Raw genomic sequence first — 16,796 nt, forward strand, 5'->3', positions numbered from 1 at the left:
GGTCTCCTGGTCAAGTCGACCGTGATCATGAAGGAGAACCTCCAGGAGCTCAACCAGCGCAAGCTGGCCGCCGACTACCCCGTCATCCTCGGCGGTGCCGCCCTCACCCGCGCCTACGTCGAACAGGACCTCCACGAGATCTACGAGGGCGAAGTCCGCTACGCCCGCGACGCGTTCGAGGGCCTGCGCCTCATGGACGCCCTCATCGCGGTCAAGCGCGGTGTCCCCGGAGCGACCCTGCCCGAGCTCAAGCAGCGCCGGGTCCCCAAGCGCGAAGTGACCCTGGACGAGCCGGAGAACGTCGGCCGTTCCGACGTAGCCGTCGACAACCCCGTCCCCACGCCGCCGTTCTGGGGCACCCGCGTCATCAAGGGCATCCCGCTCAAGGACTACGCCTCCTGGCTCGACGAGGGCGCCCTCTTCAAGGGGCAGTGGGGCCTCAAGCAGGCCCGCACCGGCGGACCCACGTACGAGGAGCTCGTGGAGACCGAGGGCCGGCCGCGGCTGCGCGGCCTGCTCGACCAGCTCCAGACGAAGAACCAGCTGGAAGCCGCCGTGGTCTACGGCTACTTCCCGTGCGTCTCCAAGGGCGACGACCTGATCATCCTGGACGACGAGGGCAACGAGCGGACCCGGTTCACGTTCCCGCGCCAGCGCCGCGGCCGCCGCCTGTGCCTCGCGGACTTCTTCCGCCCGGAGGAGTCCGGCGAGACCGACGTCGTCGGCCTCCAGGTCGTCACCATGGGCTCGAAGATCGGCGAGGCCACGGCCGAGCTGTTCGCCTCCGACTCCTACCGCGACTACCTCGAACTGCACGGCCTGTCCGTCCAGTTGGCCGAGGCCCTCGCCGAGTACTGGCACGCCCGCGTCCGCTCCGAGCTCGGCTTCGCCGGCGAGGACCCGGCGCAGATCGAGGACATGTTCGACCTCAAGTACCGGGGCGCCCGCTTCTCCCTCGGCTACGGAGCCTGCCCCGACCTCGAGGACCGGGCCAAGATCGCCGAGCTCCTGGAGCCCGAGCGCATCGGCGTCCACCTCAGCGAGGAGTTCCAGCTCCACCCCGAGCAGTCCACCGACGCCATCGTCATCCACCACCCCGAGGCGAAGTACTTCAACGCTCGATAAGCGCAGTACTCAGACGCGCGACAGCCGGGTCCGACGTACACTTGTCGGTCCAGCGCAGGCCGGTCGCCCTTCCGCTCAGGAAGGGAGACCGGCCTCTTCGTCCCTCATGGAGGTGTGCCTAGATGACCAGCACGGTCCCCGCACTCGGTACCCGAACGGCCGAAGGGTCCGCCCTGCAGGCCGTCCTCCTCGACATGGACGGGACCCTCGTCGACACCGAAGGCTTCTGGTGGGACGCCGAGGTCACGGTCTTCGCCGCGCTCGGCCACACCCTCGACGAGGCCTGGCGCCACGTCGTGGTCGGCGGACCCATGACCCGCAGCGCGGGCTTCCTCATCGAGGCCACCGGCGCCGACATCACCCTGGCCGAGCTGACCGTGCTCCTCAACGACGGCTTCGAACAGCGCATCAGCCAGTCCCTGCCGCTGATGCCGGGCGCCGCGAGACTCCTGGCCGAACTCGCCGCGCACCGCGTGCCCACCGCGCTCGTCTCCGCCTCCCACCGCCGCATCATCGACCGCGTCCTGCACTCCCTCGGCCGGCAGAACTTCCGGCTCACCGTCGCCGGGGACGAGGTCGAGCGCACCAAGCCGTACCCCGACCCCTACCTCGTCGCCGCCGCGGGCCTCGACGCCGACCCGCGCCGCTGCGCCGTCATCGAGGACACCGCGACCGGAGTCGCCGCCGCCGAGGCCGCCGGCTGCCACGTCGTCGCCGTACCGTCCGTCGCCCCCATCGAGGCGGCCCCCCGGCGCACCGTCGTCCGCTCCCTCGAACACGTCAACCTGCCTTTCCTGCACGGGCTGATGACGCCCTGAAGGCAACTGACCGGTAATCGGCGCGGCCGTCCCGAGAGGCGGCGAGAACGCGCCGTCGCGGCCGAATGGGAACCCCCGCCGATCAAGTTGAACATGTGACCTTTCCCACTCGGCGGGGGGTCGACAGTGCTGGACCCGGGCGTCGGAGGGGTCCCTTCCGCTCCTGCGGGCGTCACCTTGTGTCCCGATTGGTCGCCCCCTGCGACGAACCTTCCTCCTGAGGTGTTTCGGTGCGTCCACACCCGGTTTCGGAGCGTGATGGGCCGCCCTCTCCAGCGCCTGCGATGTCCGTCCGCGAGCCCATTAGTGTCGTCGCGAGAACATCGCCGCAAACCCTCCCGCCGACGCGCGCGCACCACCCCCGCCCGCGGGCCACGGGAACCAACAGCTCTGGAGAAGTACGAGCATGAACCGCAAGACTTTGGTGCTGCCGGCCGTGATCGGCCTGCTCGCTCCGGTGCTCGCCGCGTGCGGCGGGTCCGACGGCGGATCGTCGGACGGCAACGCGATCGTCGTGGGCACCACCGACCGGTTCACCGCCTCCAAGGACGCTCCGGCCCCCTTCGACCCGGCCTACGCCTACGACGCCGGGTCCTGGAACCTGCTGCGCCAGACCGTGCAGACGCTCATGGCCATGCCCCGCAGCGGCAGCGGCGAGCCCGTCCCCGAGGCTGCCGAGAGCTGCATCTTCTCCGACACCGGCAGCGAGCGGTACGCGTGCAAGCTGCGCAAGGACCTCAAGTTCGCCGACGGCACCCCCGTCACCGCGACCGATGTGAAGTACTCCATCGACCGCGTCCGCAAGATCGAGAGCGACAGCGGCTCCTGGAGCCTGCTCTCCACGATCGACACGATCGAGACGCAGGGCACCCGGGACGTCATCTTCCACCTCAGCACCCCGGACGCCACCTTCCCGTACAAGCTGGCCACCCCCACCGCGGGCATCGTCAACCCCGACGACTACCCCAAGGACAGCCTGCGCGACGGCTTCGAGGTGGACGGCTCCGGCCCCTACACCCTCAAGGCCGAGGTCAAGAACAACGCCGTCGTCAAGACCGTCTTCACCAAGAACCCGAACTACAAGGGTGAGCTGAAGCCGAAGAACGACAAGGTCGAGCTGCGCTCCTTCGCCGACGCCGGCGCCATGGGCAAGGCCCTCGACAAGGGCGACGTCGACCTGATGACGCGCACCCTGTCCCCGGAGCAGATCAAGTCCTACGGCGACAACCCGCCGAAGAACGTGAACCTGGTCGAGATGCCCGGCATGGAAATCCGCTACCTCGGCTTCAACACCGCCGCCCCGACCGTCCGGGACAAGGCCGTCCGCCAGGCGATGGCCCAGGTCGTCGACCGCGGCGAGATCGTCGCCGGCGTCTACGGCACCACCGCCCAGCCGCTCTACTCCCTGGTCCCGGTCGGCATCACCGGCCACCAGAACTCCTTCTCCAACAAGTACGGAGACCCCGACGTCGCCAAGGCCACGTCGACCCTGCGCCGCGCGAACATCACCACCCCGGTGAAGCTCACGCTGCACTACACGACGGACCACTACGGGCCCGCCACCCAGAAGGAGTTCGAGATCCTGAAGAAGCAGCTCGACGCGAGCGGCCTCTTCAAGGTCTCCATCAAGGGCGAGCCCTGGGAGACCTTCCGCCCCGCCGAGCTCAAGGGCAAGTACGACGTCTACGGCCTCGGCTGGTTCCCCGACTTCCCCGACGCGGACAACTTCCTCGCGCCGTTCCTCGACAAGGGCAACTTCCTCAACTCGCCCTACTCCGACAGCGACATCCGCGGCCGGCTGATCCCGGCCGAGCGCCGCGAGGCCGACCGGCTCACCGCCACCGACAGCATCGAGCGGATCCAGGACATCGTCGCCGACGACGTGCCCGTCCTCCCGCTGTGGCAGGGCAAGCAGTACGTCGCCGCCCGCGACGACATCACCGGTGTGGAGTGGGCACTGTCCGCTTCCTCCGTCCTCCAGCTGTGGGAGCTCGGCCGCGGCGTCAGCGGCTGAGCGTCCGCCTGAAGGGGCCGGCCCCGACGTCGCGGCCGGCCCCGCTCTATCGCACGACCGACGACAAGGCACGTACGTGAGAATGCGCAACCAGTGGCTGGTCCCGCCCATCGGAGCGGTGCTCGCCGCAGCCCTGCTCGCCGGCTGCGGCGACGAGCAGTCGGACACCGCCGCCGACGGTGAGGCCGTCGTCATGGGGATGTCCGACGAGATCCTCGCCACCGACCCCGCGTCCGGCTACGACCCCGGCTCGTGGCTGCTGTTCAACAACGTCTTCCAGTCGCTCCTCAGCTTCCCCAACGGCGGCACCGAGCCCGTGCCGGAAGCCGCCAAGGAATGCCACTTCAGCGACGCCGCCACCAAGGTCTACTCGTGCACGCTCCGCCCGGGGCTCAAGTTCAGCAACGGGCACGCGCTCACCTCGAAGGACGTCAAGTACTCCTTCGACCGGACGATGACCATCGACGACGACGCCGGCCCGGCGATCATGTTCCCGATGCTCGACAAGGTCGAGACCCCCGACGCGAGCACCGTCGTCTTCCGGCTCAAGTACGCCGACGCGACCTTCCCCAGCAAGATCGCCTCCGGCGCCGGCTCGATCGTCGACCACACCGAGTACCCCGCGAGCCGGCTCCGCACGGACGGCAAGGCCGTCGGCTCCGGACCGTACAAGCTGGACTCCTACGGCAAGAGCCAGGCCGTCTTCTCGGTCAACTCGTCCTACAAGGGCAACGCCAAGGTCAAGAACTCCGGCGTCACCATGAAGTTCTTCCACGGTGACCAGAAGGGCCTCAAGAAGTCCCTGCTCGACGGCGACATCGACCTCGCGTACCGCGGTCTCGCCGCCCAGGACATCGCCGACATCGAGAAGGCCGGCACCAAGGGCATCGACGTCGTCGAGGGCAACAGCGCCGAGGTCCAGCACCTCGTCTTCAACATGAAGGACCCCGTCGCCGGCAAGCTCTCGGTCCGCAAGGCCATGGCCTACCTGCTCGACCGCGACGCCCTCATCGACAAGGTCTACGACAACACGACCGCCGCCCTGTACTCGATCATCCCGGCGGGCATCACCGGTCACAACACGGCCTTCTTCGACACCTACGGCGCCCGCCCCTCCCCGGCGAAGGCGGCCCAGGCCCTGCGCGCCGACGGCATCACCGGCAAGGTCAAGATCACCCTGTGGTCCACCCCGGTCCGCTACGGCCCCACCACCGACGCCGAGCTCGAGGCGATCGCCGGACAGCTCAACGCCAGCGGCCTGTTCGACGCCGACGTGAAGTCCGTCGAGTTCTCCCAGTACGAGCGGGACGTCAAGTCCGGCAAGTACGGCGTCTACGTCAAGGGCTGGGTCCCCGACTACCCGGACCCGGACAACTTCACCCAGCCGTTCTTCGGCGACGGCAACGTCCTCGGCAACCACTACGACAACGCCACGATCACCGGGACGATCATTCCGCAGACCGGTGAGCAGAGCGACCGCTCCTCGACCAGCGAGCAGTACGAGCAGCTCCAGGACATCGTCGCCGCGCAGCTGCCGATCCTGCCCGTCTGGCAGGCCAAGCAATACGCCGTGACCCGCGACAACGTCTACGGCCTCGAGAACTGCCTCGACGCGTCGACCGTCTTCCGCTTCTGGGAGATCAGCAAGGGCTGAGCCCGCGCGCCCGACCCGTCCCGTCCCGGACACGCGTGAGGGGCGGCGGTCACCACCTGGTGACCGCCGCCCCTCACACGTATTCCGCTTCGATCTACTGCGCCCCGGGACGCACCAGACCGCTCTCGTACGCGTACACGGCCGCCTGCACCCGGTCGCGCAGCCCCAACTTCGTCAGCACGTGCCCGACATGGGTCTTCACGGTCGTCTCGCTGACGAAGAGGTCCGCGGCGATCTCCGCGTTCGACAACCCGCGCGCCACCAGCTTCAGCACCTCCACCTCGCGCTCGGTGAGGGTGTGCAGGGTGTCCGGCACCGCCTCCTCGCCCGACGGCAGATGGTCCGCGTACTTGTCCAGGAGACGGCGCGTGATGCTCGGCGCCAGCATCGCCTCGCCCGCTGCGACCACCCGGATCGCCTGCACCAGCTCGTGCGCCGGCGCGTCCTTGAGCAGGAAGCCGCTCGCCCCGGCCCGCAGCGCCTCCACCACGTACTCGTCCAGGTCGAACGTCGTCAGGACCAGCACCTTCGCCGGACCGTCCCGGCCGGGACCGGTGATCTGCCGCGTCGCCTCGACCCCGTCCATCCGCGGCATCCGGATGTCCATCAGCACCACATCGGGCTGCAACGCCCGCACCTGGTCGAGAGCCTGGAGGCCGTCGCCGGCCTCGCCGACGACCGCGATGTCCTGCTCGGCCTCGAGAATCATGCGGAAGCCCGTACGCAGCAGCGGCTGGTCATCGACCAGTAGGACGCGGATGGCCACGAAACTCTCCTTCGGTAGTCCGGGCCCATTCTGCCCTGCTAGGCCGTGCCCGACTCGGGCAGCCCGACCTGCAACGGATACGGCGGGGGAGTCCCGCCGAACTCGGGGCAAACCGCCTGATGATCGCACCAGCCGCACAATTTCGTCGGTCGCGGCCGCCACTCGCCGGACTCCGTCGCCGTCTGGATCGCGTCCCACAACGCGTGCAGCTTGCGCTCCACCCGCTCCAGATCCGCCACGACCGGGTCGTACGTCAGCACGTCACCGCTGCCCAGGTACACCAGCTGCAGCCGGCGCGGCACGACCCCCTTCAGGCGCCAGACCACCAGCGCGTAGAACTTCATCTGGAACAGGGCGCCCTCGGCGTACTCGGGGCGGGGCGCCTTGCCCGTCTTGTAGTCGACGATGCGGACCTCGCCGGTCGGCGCCACGTCCACCCGGTCGATGATCCCGCGCAGCCTGAGGCCCGATGCCAGCTCCGCCTCGACGAACAGCTCCCGGTCCGCCGGCTCGAGCCGCGTCGGGTCCTCCAGCGTGAACCAGCGCTCGACCAGCCGCTCCGCCTCGCCCAGCCAGCGCGTCATCCGCTCGCCCTCGGCATCGTCCGCGAACAGCTCCGCCAGCTCCGGGCGGCTCTCCCGAAGCCGGTCCCACTGACCAGGGATCAGCGACTTGGCCCGCGGCGGGGTGCGCTCCCCGGCCGGCGCGTCGAACAGTCTCTCCAGCACCGCGTGCACCAGCGTGCCCCGCGTCGCGGCCTCGCTCGGCTTCTCCGGCAGCTTGTCGATCACCCGGAACCGGTACAGCAACGGGCACTGCATGAAATCGCTCGCGCGCGACGGCGAGAGCGAAGCCGGCCGGGCGGGCTCGCGGGCGGGCTGGGCACTGGTCTCCATGACCCCCGACCCTACGGCCCGCCACTGACAGTCAGGCACCTGCGCGGTCGGCGGCGTCTTGCGTAGCGTGGAGCCGGGGGAGTCGGCGCGGGCCGCCGGACACCCTCCGCATACCATCGACGCCAGAACGTCCCGCCCGGCGGCGGGAGACGCTCGAACGAGGGGACCGAGGGATCACCGTGGACGAGAGCGGCCGGCCGCAGTCGGGCACCGGCGGGACGACCCCGCCCCCGCACGCCGACACGCCCCCCGAGCCCCCGGCCGAGCCGGGCGCCCCGATGCCCGCCGACGCACCCCGGCCCCCCGCGCCGGAAGGCGAGGCGCGGGGCGCGGACGAGCCCCCGGCACCTCCGGGCCCCGAGCCGGACGCGGCGGACGCGGACGCGACCCCGGACCCTCCCTCACAGGCCGAACCGGCCCCCGCCGGCGAACCGGACTCCGACGAACCGGGCTCCGGCGAACCGGACGCTGACGAACCTCGGACCACGTCGCCGAACGGCGAAACCACTCCTGGTACCGCCGCCCCCGGTACCCCGCCCGGCGCCGACCCCGCCGGACCGCCGGAGGCAAGCCCCTTCGACCGGCACCCCGAGCGCGCCGCCGCCACCTCGGGGAAGCGGAAGGGCCCCGCCAAACCGCCCGAGCCCCGCGGCGGGCTGCTCATGGGACGGCCGTTCGGCGTGCCGGTGTACGTCGCCCCCAGCTGGTTCCTCGTCGCCGCGCTCATCACCTGGGTGTTCGGCGGCCAGCTCGACCGCGTGCTCCCCGAGCTCGGCGCCCTGCGCTACCTCGTCGCCCTCTTCTTCGCCGTCGCGTTCTACGCCTCCGTGCTCGTGCACGAACTGGCCCACACCGTCGCCGCCCTGCGCTACAAGCTCCCCGTCCGCCGCATCCAGCTCCAGTTCTTCGGCGGCGTCTCGGAGATCGAGAAGGAGTCCGAGACCCCGGGCCGCGAGTTCGTCCTCGCCTTCGTCGGCCCCCTGCTCTCACTCGTCCTCGCCGGCCTCTTCTACCTCGGCCTCAAGGCCGTCGAGCCCGGCACCGTCCCCGGAGTCCTCCTCGCCGGCCTGATGATCTCCAACCTCATCGTGGCCGCCTTCAACCTCCTCCCGGGCCTGCCCCTGGACGGCGGCCGCATGCTCCGCGCCGTCGTCTGGAAGATCACCGGCAAGCCCATGAGCGGCACGATCGCCGCCGCCTGGGTCGGCCGCGCCCTCGCCGTCAGCGTCCTCATCGGCCTGCCGCTGCTCACCCAGTCCGGCGCCCTCGGCCCCGACGCCGAGGACGTCAGCGGCATGGACACCGTCCTGGACGCCCTGCTCGCCGCGATCCTCGCCGCCATCATCTGGACCGGCGCCGGCAACAGCCTGCGCATGGCCCGCCTGCGCGAGCACCTCCCCGAACTGCGCGCCCGCACCCTGACCCGCCGCGCCGTCCCCGTCGAGCCCGCCACCCCCCTCTCCGAAGCCCTCCGCCGGGCCAACGAGGCGGGCGCCCGAGCCCTCGTCGTCGTCGACGCGGACGGCGAACCCCGCTCCCTGGTCCGCGAGGCCGCCATCGTCGGCGTCCCCGAACACCGCCGCCCCTGGGTCGCCGTCAGCGGCCTCGCCCAGGACCTCACCGACGGCATGCGCGTCTCCGCCGAACTCGCCGGAGAGGACCTCCTCGACACCCTCAGGGCCACCCCCGCCACCGAGTACCTCGTCGTCGAGGACAACGGCGCCATCTACGGCGTCCTGTCCGCCGCCGACGTCGAGCGCGCCTTCGTCAAGGCCATGGCCAGGCCCTCGTAGCCCCCGGAAGGGACCCTGCGTGGTCGGCGGCCCGCGCCGGGCCCGGTAGGCTGGTCACATGTCCGAACCGACCGGTGCCGCCCGCCGCCGCGGGCCCTTCAAGGTCGGGGACCAGGTTCAGCTGACCGACCCCAAGGGCCGCCACTACACGTTCACGCTCGAAGAGGGAAAGAACTTCCACACCCACAAGGGTTCCTTCCCGCACGACGAGCTGATCGGCGCACCCGAGGGCAGCGTTGTCCGCACCACCGGAAACGTCGCCTACCTCGCGCTGCGCCCCCTGCTCCCCGACTACGTCCTGTCCATGCCCCGCGGCGCCGCCGTGGTCTACCCCAAGGACGCGGGGCAGATCCTGGCCTTCGCGGACATCTTCCCCGGCGCCCGCGTCGTCGAGGCGGGCGTGGGCTCCGGCTCCCTCAGCAGCTTCCTGCTGCGCGCCATCGGCGACGAGGGCATGCTGCACTCCTACGAGCGCCGCGAGGACTTCGCCGAGATCGCCAAGGGCAACGTCGAGCGCTACTTCGGCGGCCCCCACCCCGCGTGGCAGCTCACCGTCGGCGACCTCCAGGACAACCTGTCCGACGGCGACGTCGACCGCGTCATCCTCGACATGCTCGCCCCCTGGGAATGCCTCGACGTCGTCAAGAAGGCGCTCGTCCCCGGCGGCATCCTGTGCTGCTACGTGGCCACCACCACCCAGCTCGCGCGCACCGTCGAGTCCATCCGCGAGATCGGCTGCTTCAACGAGCCGACCTCCTGGGAGACGATGATCCGCAACTGGCACGTGGAGGGCCTCGCGGTCCGTCCCGACCACCGGATGATCGGCCACACCGGCTTCCTCCTCACCGCCCGCCGCCTCGCGGACGGCGTCGAGCCGCCCATGCGCCGCCGCCGCCCCGCCAAGGGCGCCTACGGCGAGGACTACGAGGGCCCCAACGCCGACGGCGGAGCCCGCGGCCGCTGACCCGGCCCCGTACCACCGCACAACGCACCGACGCCGCCGTCGAGTTCCCCGCACCGCACGGGAACTCGACGGCGGCGTCCGTACGTTGACCCAGCGGCAGCACCACGCCTTCCCACGGCCGCGAAGAAACGGCGGACCCCGCCGTTCCCCCGCACTGTGACCTGTGGCACGATGCTGGCCACCCCCACCGGCACAGCCCTCACAGGAGACGCTCCTAGTGCAGCAACCCGCCGTCCCGGAACTGGCGCACACCACCACCCGTCCCATCCACTGGCTGGCCACCGCGGCCGCCGTGGCCGCGGTCGTCGCGGCCTCCGGCTTCCTCCAGCCGGACTCCGCCACCGCCGCGCCCACGGGCGGCGGCGAGCACGTCACCGCCAAGGCGCACGCCGTCGCCCCGCCCGACCCCTCGGCCGTCGACTTCCCGATCGAGTGCGGCCCGGTCAAGGCCCTCGTCCGCGCGAAGGCCACCGGCGACCTCGACGGGGACGGCAGACCCGAAACGGTGGCCGTCGTCCGCTGCGACGCCGGCTCCGGCACCCCGCCCGACGGCGTCTACGTCGTCACCCGGCCCGCGGGCTCCGCCGCCCGGGTCGTCGCCACCCTCGTCGACCCCAAGGACCGCTTCACCGCCAGCGACGTGACCGTACGCGACGGAGCCGTCACCGCGAACCTCGACGGCTACTCGTCACCCGAGGTCCCGCGCTACCGCCCCGACGTCCACGACAAGGCCAAGTGGCAGTGGCAGGGCGGCGCGTTCGTCCGCTCCACCCCCGCCGCGGCCCGCAGCGTCTGACGCGCTCCCCGCGCGCGAAAGGGGCCCCGTCCACCGGTCACTCCGGCGGGCGGGGCCCCTCACACGTACCCGGCGCTCAGTCGGCGTCCGGCCCGTACACCTCGACGCCGTCCGTGGCCCGCCGCACGTGGATGCAGTCGCCCGGGCACTCCTTCGCCGACGCCACCACGTCCGTGAGCAGCGGCAACGGCACCGGCGTGGTCACACCCGGCTCCGTGAGCAGCTCGTCGTCCGCGCTCTTCACATACGCGAGCCCGTCGATGTCCAGCTCGAAGACCTCGGGCGCGTACTGGACGCAGATCCCGTCCCCGGTGCACAGATCCTGATCGATCCACACCTCCAGCGGAACGCCGGTCCCGATGCCGGATACGGCCTCTTGCTGCACGGTCATTTCTCCTGCCGTTTCCTACGTCGCGGCCCGGCAAAAACCGACCTCGCCGGAGCAAGTCGGGCCAGGCCTGACGGGTGTTGAACGGTGTCGAGCCTATAACCACCGGCTTTCGGATCTTGATCGGTGGGTATTCCCCTGGCGTGAGGGAGAGCGCAAGGGTGAAGATCGGACACACCCCGACGTCTTTGTGATCTAGGGGTTTCAATCGACACCCGCCCAGGTAGGGTCTGGAAGCGTCCAGCTCCCCTTGGAGGAGGTGAGGACCGTGGCAGCCCACGACGACGACATCAACCGCGGCATCCGCCCGGGACGAGGGTCCGACGACCCCGCCGGTCAGATTGCCTATCTCGAGCAGGAAATCGCCGTCCTGCGGCGCAAGCTCGCCGACTCTCCGCGTCATACGAGGATTCTCGAAGAGCGGATCGTCGAGTTGCAGACCAACCTGGCCGGCGTCTCGGCGCAGAACGAGAGGCTCGCCGGCACGCTCCGTGAGGCCCGCGACCAGATCGTGGCCCTCAAGGAGGAGGTCGACCGGCTCGCACAGCCACCGGCCGGCTTCGGAGTCTTCCTCTCGGCCAACGAGGACGGCACCGCCGACATCTTCACCGGCGGCCGCAAGCTCCGGGTGAACGTGAGCCCGAGCGTCGAGCTCGAAGAGCTCAGGCGCGGCCAGGAAGTGATGCTCAACGAAGCACTCAACGTGGTCGAGGCCATGGAGTTCGAGAGCGTCGGCGACATCGTCACCCTCAAGGAGATCCTCGAGGACGGCGAGCGCGCCCTCGTGACCGGGCACACCGACGAGGAGCGGGTGGTACGGCTCGCCGAACCGCTCCGCGGCATCACCATCCGCCCCGGCGACGCCCTGCTTCTCGAACCCCGATCCGGCTATGTCTACGAAGTCGTACCGAAGAGCGAAGTGGAGGAGCTGGTCCTCGAAGAGGTCCCGGACATCGGCTACGAGCAGATCGGCGGCCTGGGCAACCAGATCGAGCTGATCCGCGACGCCGTCGAGCTCCCCTACCTCTACCCGGACCTCTACAGGGAGCACGAACTGCGCCCGCCCAAGGGCGTCCTCCTGTACGGGCCCCCCGGATGCGGCAAGACGCTCATCGCCAAGGCGGTCGCCAACTCCCTCGCCAAGAAGGTCGCGGAAGTGACCGGACAGGCGCAGGGCAAGAGCTACTTCCTCAACATCAAGGGCCCCGAGCTCCTCAACAAGTACGTCGGCGAGACCGAGCGCCAGATCCGCCTCGTCTTCCAGCGAGCGCGCGAGAAGGCAAGCGAGGGCACCCCCGTCATCGTCTTCTTCGACGAGATGGAGTCCCTCTTCCGCACCCGCGGCTCCGGCGTCAGCTCGGACGTGGAGAACACCATCGTCCCGCAGCTCCTCGCCGAGATCGACGGCGTGGAGGGCCTGCAGAACGTGGTCGTGATCGGCGCCTCGAACCGCGAGGACATGATCGACCCCGCCATCCTGCGCCCCGGCCGGCTCGACGTGAAGATCAAGATCGAGCGTCCGGACGCCGAGGCCGCCAAGGACATCTTCGGCAAGTACCTCACCGAGCGTCTCCCGCTGCACACCGACGACCTCGGTGAGCACGGCAGCGACAAGGCCGCCACGGTCCACGCCATGATCCAGACGGCCGTGGAGCACATGTACGCGGAAACCGAGGAGAACCGCTTCCTCGAAGTCACGTACGCCAACGGCGACAAGGAAGTCCTCTACTTCAAGGACTTCAACTCCGGCGCAATGATCGAGAACATCGTCGGCCGCGCCAAGAAGATGGCCATCAAGGCCTTCCTCGAGCACAACCAGAAGGGCCTCAGGGTCGCCCATCTCCTCCAGGCTTGCATCGACGAGTTCAAGGAGAACGAGGACCTTCCGAACACCACCAACCCGGACGACTGGGCCCGGATCTCCGGAAAGAAGGGCGAGCGGATCGTGTACATCCGCACCCTGGTCACCGGAAAGCAGGGCGCGGACACCGGACGTTCCATCGACACGGTGGCGAACACCGGACAGTACCTGTAAAAAGCAGGGTGGCTGCGGGTGCCCGGACCGGGTACCCGCAGCCCACTGTTTTCCAGGCGCATTGTCCCGGAAGAACCCGCCCGACGTCGGAGCGAAGCAATGACGCAAATGATCTCCCCACCAGCGCAAAGGCGTTCTAGGCTCTTCCATGCCGCCGAGTCGCGCCGTGCGGGGACGGGCACCGCACACGCACCGGAGAACCAGCGGAGTACTTGAGCGACGCCCCCGACCGAGGGCGCCGCCGGGCAAGGAGGGCCGCATGACCGTACGGCGAGTAATGGGCATCGAGACGGAGTACGGAATCTCCGTCCCCGGCCACCCCAATGCCAATGCCATGCTCACCTCGTCCCAGATCGTCAACGCCTACGCGGCCGCGATGCACCGCGCCCGCCGGGCCCGCTGGGACTTCGAGGAGGAGAACCCGCTGCGGGACGCCCGGGGCTTCGATCTCGCCCGGGACAACGCCGACTCCAGCCAGCTCACCGACGAGGACATCGGCCTCGCCAACGTCATCCTGACCAACGGCGCACGCCTCTACGTCGACCACGCCCACCCCGAGTACAGCTCCCCGGAGGTCACGAACCCCTGGGACGCCGTCCTGTGGGACAAGGCCGGCGAGCGGATCATGGCCGAGGCCGCCGAGCGGGCCGCCCAGCTGCCCGGCGCCCAGCCGATCCATCTCTACAAGAACAACACCGACAACAAGGGCGCCTCCTACGGGACGCACGAGAACTACCTGATGAAGCGGGAGACCCCCTTCTCGGACATCGTGCGGCACCTGACGCCGTTCTTCGTGTCCCGCCAGGTCGTGACCGGCGCGGGCCGCGTGGGCATCGGCCAGGACGGCCACGAGCACGGTTTCCAGCTGAGCCAGCGCGCGGACTACTTCGAGGTCGAGGTCGGCCTGGAGACCACGCTCAAGCGCCCGATCATCAACACCCGCGACGAGCCGCACTCGGACGCCGAGAAGTACCGCCGGCTCCATGTGATCATCGGCGACGCGAACCTCTCGGAGATCTCGACCTACCTCAAGCTCGGCACGACGTCCCTGGTCCTGGCCATGATCGAGGACGGCTTCATCGCCGTGGACCTGGCCGTGGACCAGCCCGTGCGCACCCTGCACCAGGTCTCCCACGACCCGGACCTGCAGCACCTGATCACGCTCCGCAGCGGCCGCACGCTCACCGCGGTGCAGCTCCAGATGGAGTACTACGAGCTGGCCAGGAAGTACGTCGAGGAGCGCTACGGCGTGGACGCGGACGACCAGACCAAGGACGTCCTCAGCCGCTGGGAGGACGTCCTCGGGCGCCTGGAGTCCGACCCGATGAGCCTGTCCGGCGAGCTGGACTGGGTGGCGAAGCGGGAGCTCATGGAGGGCTACCGGCGCCGTGACGGCCTGGACTGGGACGCCGCGAAGCTGCACCTCCTGGACCTCCAGTACGCCGACGTGCGGGCCGAGAAGGGCCTGTACAACCGTCTGGCGGCCCGCGGCAGGATGAAGCGCCTCCTGGACGAGGCCGAGGTCGACAGGGCCCGCAGGAAGCCCCCGGAGGACACCAGGGCCTATTTCCGCGGTCGCTGCCTGGAGCAGTACGCGGACGACGTCGCCGCGGCCTCCTGGGACTCCGTGATCTTCGATCTGCCGGGCCACGACTCGCTCCAGCGGGTGCCAACCCTCGAACCGCTTCGCGGAACGCGTAACCACGTGAAGGAGCTGCTGGACCGCTGCCGCACGGCGGAAGATCTGGTCCGCGTCCTGTCCGGCGGCTGAAATACCGGGCGCCGGGGAATCACAGAGGTGGGCCCCGTACGTTGAAGAAACTGCGGGGCCGATGTCGGACCGGACTTGTAGGGTCTGATCATCACGAACGAGCTGTATCTCGAACCGAGCGGGGTGAGCTGGACATGGCAACCAAGGACACCGGCGGCGGGCAGCAGAAGGCGACACGCTCCACCGAGGAGGTCGAGGAGCAGGCCCAGGAGGCCCAGGGCTCCGAGGACCTCAAGGAGCGCCAGGAGAAGCTGAGCGACGACGTCGACTCGGTTCTGGACGAGATCGACGACGTCTTGGAAGAGAATGCCGAGGATTTCGTGAGGTCATTCGTTCAAAAGGGTGGGCAGTAGATCGATCTACCCTTCGAATCGAAGGTGCGCGATATGGGGGTGTCGGAGCTGAAGCGCTGCTCGCGTTGCGGTGAGTCGCTGCCGCGAGCGGCGTTCGCCGGCAACAGGTCGATGCCGGACGGCCTTCAGGCGTACTGCCGTGAGTGCTCCGCCGAGTACTACCGGCAGCGCCAGGAGTCCAAGGGCAAGCAGGTGCGTGTGAAGGTCGCAGTGCCCGACGGGCACAAAAGGTGTCCGCAGTGCCAAGTCGTCAAGCCGCACTCCGACTGGGAGCGCAACAGGTCCTCGTCGGACGGTTGGTCGAGCTACTGCCGTGAATGTAGGGCCGAGCGGAACCGAATCAGCTACTTCAAGCGGAAGTACGGCCTGACGCCAGCGGAGTTGGATGACCTGCGGCGTGAGCAAGCGGGCGTCTGCTGTATCTGCCTGGATGCTCCTGCCGAGCATGTGGATCACTGCCACGAGACGGGTAGGGTCCGTGGCGTACTGTGCTTCAGCTGCAATGCAGCCCTGGGGCAGTTCAAGGACAGGCCCGACGCGCTCCGTCGAGCCGCCGACTACCTGGAAGGAAACGCGTGGAAGCCAATTCTCGTGGCACCGGGCGTCTACCGGCTGCCTTCCTGACGCCCGGCTCGTCGTCCTTCATGGACTTCCTGGCCGAGCACCAGCCCGAAATGCTGCCGGGCAAGCGGCAGTTGCCGCCGACCCAGGGCGTCATCGAGGCCCCGCACGGCACGACGATCGTGTCCGTGACCTTCCCCGGTGGCGTCGTGCTCGCCGGTGACCGGCGGGCCACGATGGGCAACGTCATCGCGCAGCGCGACATCGAGAAGGTCTTCCCGGCGGACGAGTACTCGGCCGTCGGTATCGCAGGAACCGCCGGTCTGGCGGTGGAGATGGTGAAGCTCTTCCAGCTGGAGCTGGAGCACTTCGAGAAGGTCGAGGGCGCCCAGCTGTCGCTGGAGGGCAAGGCGAACCGGTTGTCCACGATGATCCGGTCGAACCTCGGTATGGCGATGCAGGGCCTGGCGGTCGTGCCCCTGTTCGCCGGCTTCGACGTCGACCGTGCGAAGGGCCGCATCTTCTCGTACGACGTGACGGGCGGGCGCAGCGAGGAGCACGGGTACGCCGCCACTGGTTCCGGTTCGGTCTTCGCGCGCGGGGCGATGAAGAAGCTCTACCGCGACGATCTGACGGAGGACCAGGCGACGACGCTGGTCGTGCAGGCGCTGTACGACGCGGCGGACGACGACTCGGCGACGGGCGGTCCCGACATGGCCCGCAGGATCTTCCCGATCGTCACCGTGATCACGGAGGACGGGTTCCGCAGGCTGACGGAGGATGAGTCGTCCGAGATCGCCCGCGCGATCCTGGCGCGGCGCCTCGAGCAGCCGGACGGCCCGCGCGCCGCCCTGCTCTGAGC

The 16,796-nt window shown here is 69.5% G+C and carries 15 protein-coding genes; 12 read left to right on the forward strand and 3 right to left on the reverse strand.

All coding sequences use genetic code 11. The features are described 5' to 3' along the window. The 4 genes from ACIBTU_RS23845 to ACIBTU_RS23860 form a co-directional block, all read left to right on the forward strand. A partial coding sequence (locus tag ACIBTU_RS23845; RefSeq protein ID WP_399128407.1) for a vitamin B12 dependent-methionine synthase activation domain-containing protein occupies window positions 1–1,125 on the forward strand: 1,125 nt, incomplete at its 5' end. Window positions 1,126–1,247: 122 nt separating this feature from the next. Beyond that, window positions 1,248–1,943, forward strand: a complete 696-nt coding sequence (locus tag ACIBTU_RS23850) for an HAD-IA family hydrolase (RefSeq protein ID WP_399128408.1) — start codon at window positions 1,248–1,250, stop codon at window positions 1,941–1,943. 406 nt (window positions 1,944–2,349) lie between these two features. After that, on the forward strand, window positions 2,350–3,957 hold the full coding sequence (locus ACIBTU_RS23855) for an ABC transporter substrate-binding protein (protein WP_399128409.1): 1,608 nt from the start codon (window positions 2,350–2,352) through the stop codon (window positions 3,955–3,957). Between the two features lie 82 nt (window positions 3,958–4,039). Then, window positions 4,040–5,611 carry an ABC transporter substrate-binding protein gene (locus ACIBTU_RS23860; protein ID WP_399128661.1) on the forward strand — a complete coding sequence of 524 codons (1,572 nt, stop codon included), beginning with the start codon at window positions 4,040–4,042 and terminating at the stop codon, window positions 5,609–5,611. A gap of 94 nt (window positions 5,612–5,705) precedes the next feature. On the opposite strand, the gene ACIBTU_RS23865 is transcribed toward ACIBTU_RS23860, so the two are convergent. Both ACIBTU_RS23865 and ACIBTU_RS23870 read right to left on the reverse strand, forming a co-directional pair. Continuing rightward, window positions 5,706–6,377 (reverse strand): response regulator, encoded by a 672-nt coding sequence (locus tag ACIBTU_RS23865; RefSeq protein WP_399128410.1) that lies wholly within the window; start codon window positions 6,375–6,377, stop codon window positions 5,706–5,708. Between the two features lie 38 nt (window positions 6,378–6,415). Further along, window positions 6,416–7,273, reverse strand: a complete 858-nt coding sequence (locus ACIBTU_RS23870) for a RecB family exonuclease (RefSeq protein ID WP_399128412.1) — start codon at window positions 7,271–7,273, stop codon at window positions 6,416–6,418. A gap of 179 nt (window positions 7,274–7,452) precedes the next feature. Between ACIBTU_RS23870 and ACIBTU_RS23875 the strand changes: the two genes are divergently transcribed. From ACIBTU_RS23875 to ACIBTU_RS23885, 3 genes are all read left to right on the forward strand, one after another. Next, window positions 7,453–9,066 carry a site-2 protease family protein gene (locus ACIBTU_RS23875; protein ID WP_399128413.1) on the forward strand — a complete coding sequence of 538 codons (1,614 nt, stop codon included), beginning with the start codon at window positions 7,453–7,455 and terminating at the stop codon, window positions 9,064–9,066. Window positions 9,067–9,124: 58 nt separating this feature from the next. Next, window positions 9,125–10,030 carry a tRNA (adenine-N1)-methyltransferase gene (locus tag ACIBTU_RS23880; RefSeq protein ID WP_399128414.1) on the forward strand — a complete coding sequence of 302 codons (906 nt, stop codon included), beginning with the start codon at window positions 9,125–9,127 and terminating at the stop codon, window positions 10,028–10,030. A gap of 217 nt (window positions 10,031–10,247) precedes the next feature. Continuing rightward, window positions 10,248–10,826, forward strand: a complete 579-nt coding sequence (locus ACIBTU_RS23885; RefSeq protein ID WP_399128416.1) for a hypothetical protein — start codon at window positions 10,248–10,250, stop codon at window positions 10,824–10,826. 76 nt (window positions 10,827–10,902) lie between these two features. On the opposite strand, the gene ACIBTU_RS23890 is transcribed toward ACIBTU_RS23885, so the two are convergent. Continuing rightward, window positions 10,903–11,217: a ferredoxin gene (locus tag ACIBTU_RS23890; protein ID WP_399128417.1), complete on the reverse strand. Its 315-nt coding sequence runs from the start codon at window positions 11,215–11,217 to the stop codon at window positions 10,903–10,905. Window positions 11,218–11,482: 265 nt separating this feature from the next. On the opposite strand from ACIBTU_RS23890, the gene arc reads away from it, so the two are divergent. From arc to prcB, 5 genes are all read left to right on the forward strand, one after another. Further along, complete coding sequence (gene arc, locus ACIBTU_RS23895; protein WP_399128418.1) at window positions 11,483–13,249, forward strand: proteasome ATPase; 1,767 nt, start codon at window positions 11,483–11,485, stop codon at window positions 13,247–13,249. A 259-nt stretch (window positions 13,250–13,508) separates the two neighbouring features. Then, a complete protein-coding gene (dop, locus tag ACIBTU_RS23900; protein WP_399128419.1) occupies window positions 13,509–15,020 on the forward strand; it encodes a depupylase/deamidase Dop in 1,512 nt (503 codons plus the stop codon). A gap of 134 nt (window positions 15,021–15,154) precedes the next feature. After that, window positions 15,155–15,373, forward strand: a complete 219-nt coding sequence (locus ACIBTU_RS23905) for a ubiquitin-like protein Pup (protein ID WP_384619947.1) — start codon at window positions 15,155–15,157, stop codon at window positions 15,371–15,373. A gap of 33 nt (window positions 15,374–15,406) precedes the next feature. After that, a complete protein-coding gene (locus tag ACIBTU_RS23910) occupies window positions 15,407–15,997 on the forward strand; it encodes an endonuclease VII domain-containing protein (RefSeq protein WP_399128420.1) in 591 nt (196 codons plus the stop codon). Then, window positions 15,949–16,794, forward strand: coding sequence for a proteasome subunit beta (prcB, locus tag ACIBTU_RS23915; protein WP_399128421.1), 846 nt, complete (start codon window positions 15,949–15,951; stop codon window positions 16,792–16,794). Before ACIBTU_RS23910 ends, prcB begins: the two co-directional genes overlap by 49 nt. Window positions 16,795–16,796: the final 2 nt, after the last annotated feature.

The organism is Streptomyces sp. NPDC050145, from assembly GCF_044460245.1.
Taxonomy (GTDB): domain Bacteria; phylum Actinomycetota; class Actinomycetes; order Streptomycetales; family Streptomycetaceae; genus Streptomyces.

Bases quoted from the DNA above. Each gene is read 5' to 3' on its own strand.
- ACIBTU_RS23850 (WP_399128408.1), top strand. From the start codon at position 1,248: ATGACCAGCACGGTCCCCGCACTCGGTACCCGAACGGCCGAAGGGTCC.
- ACIBTU_RS23855 (WP_399128409.1), top strand. From the start codon at position 2,350: ATGAACCGCAAGACTTTGGTGCTGCCGGCCGTGATCGGCCTGCTCGCT.
- ACIBTU_RS23860 (WP_399128661.1), top strand. From the start codon at position 4,040: ATGCGCAACCAGTGGCTGGTCCCGCCCATCGGAGCGGTGCTCGCCGCA.
- ACIBTU_RS23870 (WP_399128412.1), bottom strand. From the start codon at position 7,273: ATGGAGACCAGTGCCCAGCCCGCCCGCGAGCCCGCCCGGCCGGCTTCG.
- ACIBTU_RS23880 (WP_399128414.1), top strand. From the start codon at position 9,125: ATGTCCGAACCGACCGGTGCCGCCCGCCGCCGCGGGCCCTTCAAGGTC.
- ACIBTU_RS23890 (WP_399128417.1), bottom strand. From the start codon at position 11,217: ATGACCGTGCAGCAAGAGGCCGTATCCGGCATCGGGACCGGCGTTCCG.
- dop (WP_399128419.1), top strand. From the start codon at position 13,509: ATGACCGTACGGCGAGTAATGGGCATCGAGACGGAGTACGGAATCTCC.
- ACIBTU_RS23905 (WP_384619947.1), top strand. From the start codon at position 15,155: ATGGCAACCAAGGACACCGGCGGCGGGCAGCAGAAGGCGACACGCTCC.
- ACIBTU_RS23910 (WP_399128420.1), top strand. From the start codon at position 15,407: ATGGGGGTGTCGGAGCTGAAGCGCTGCTCGCGTTGCGGTGAGTCGCTG.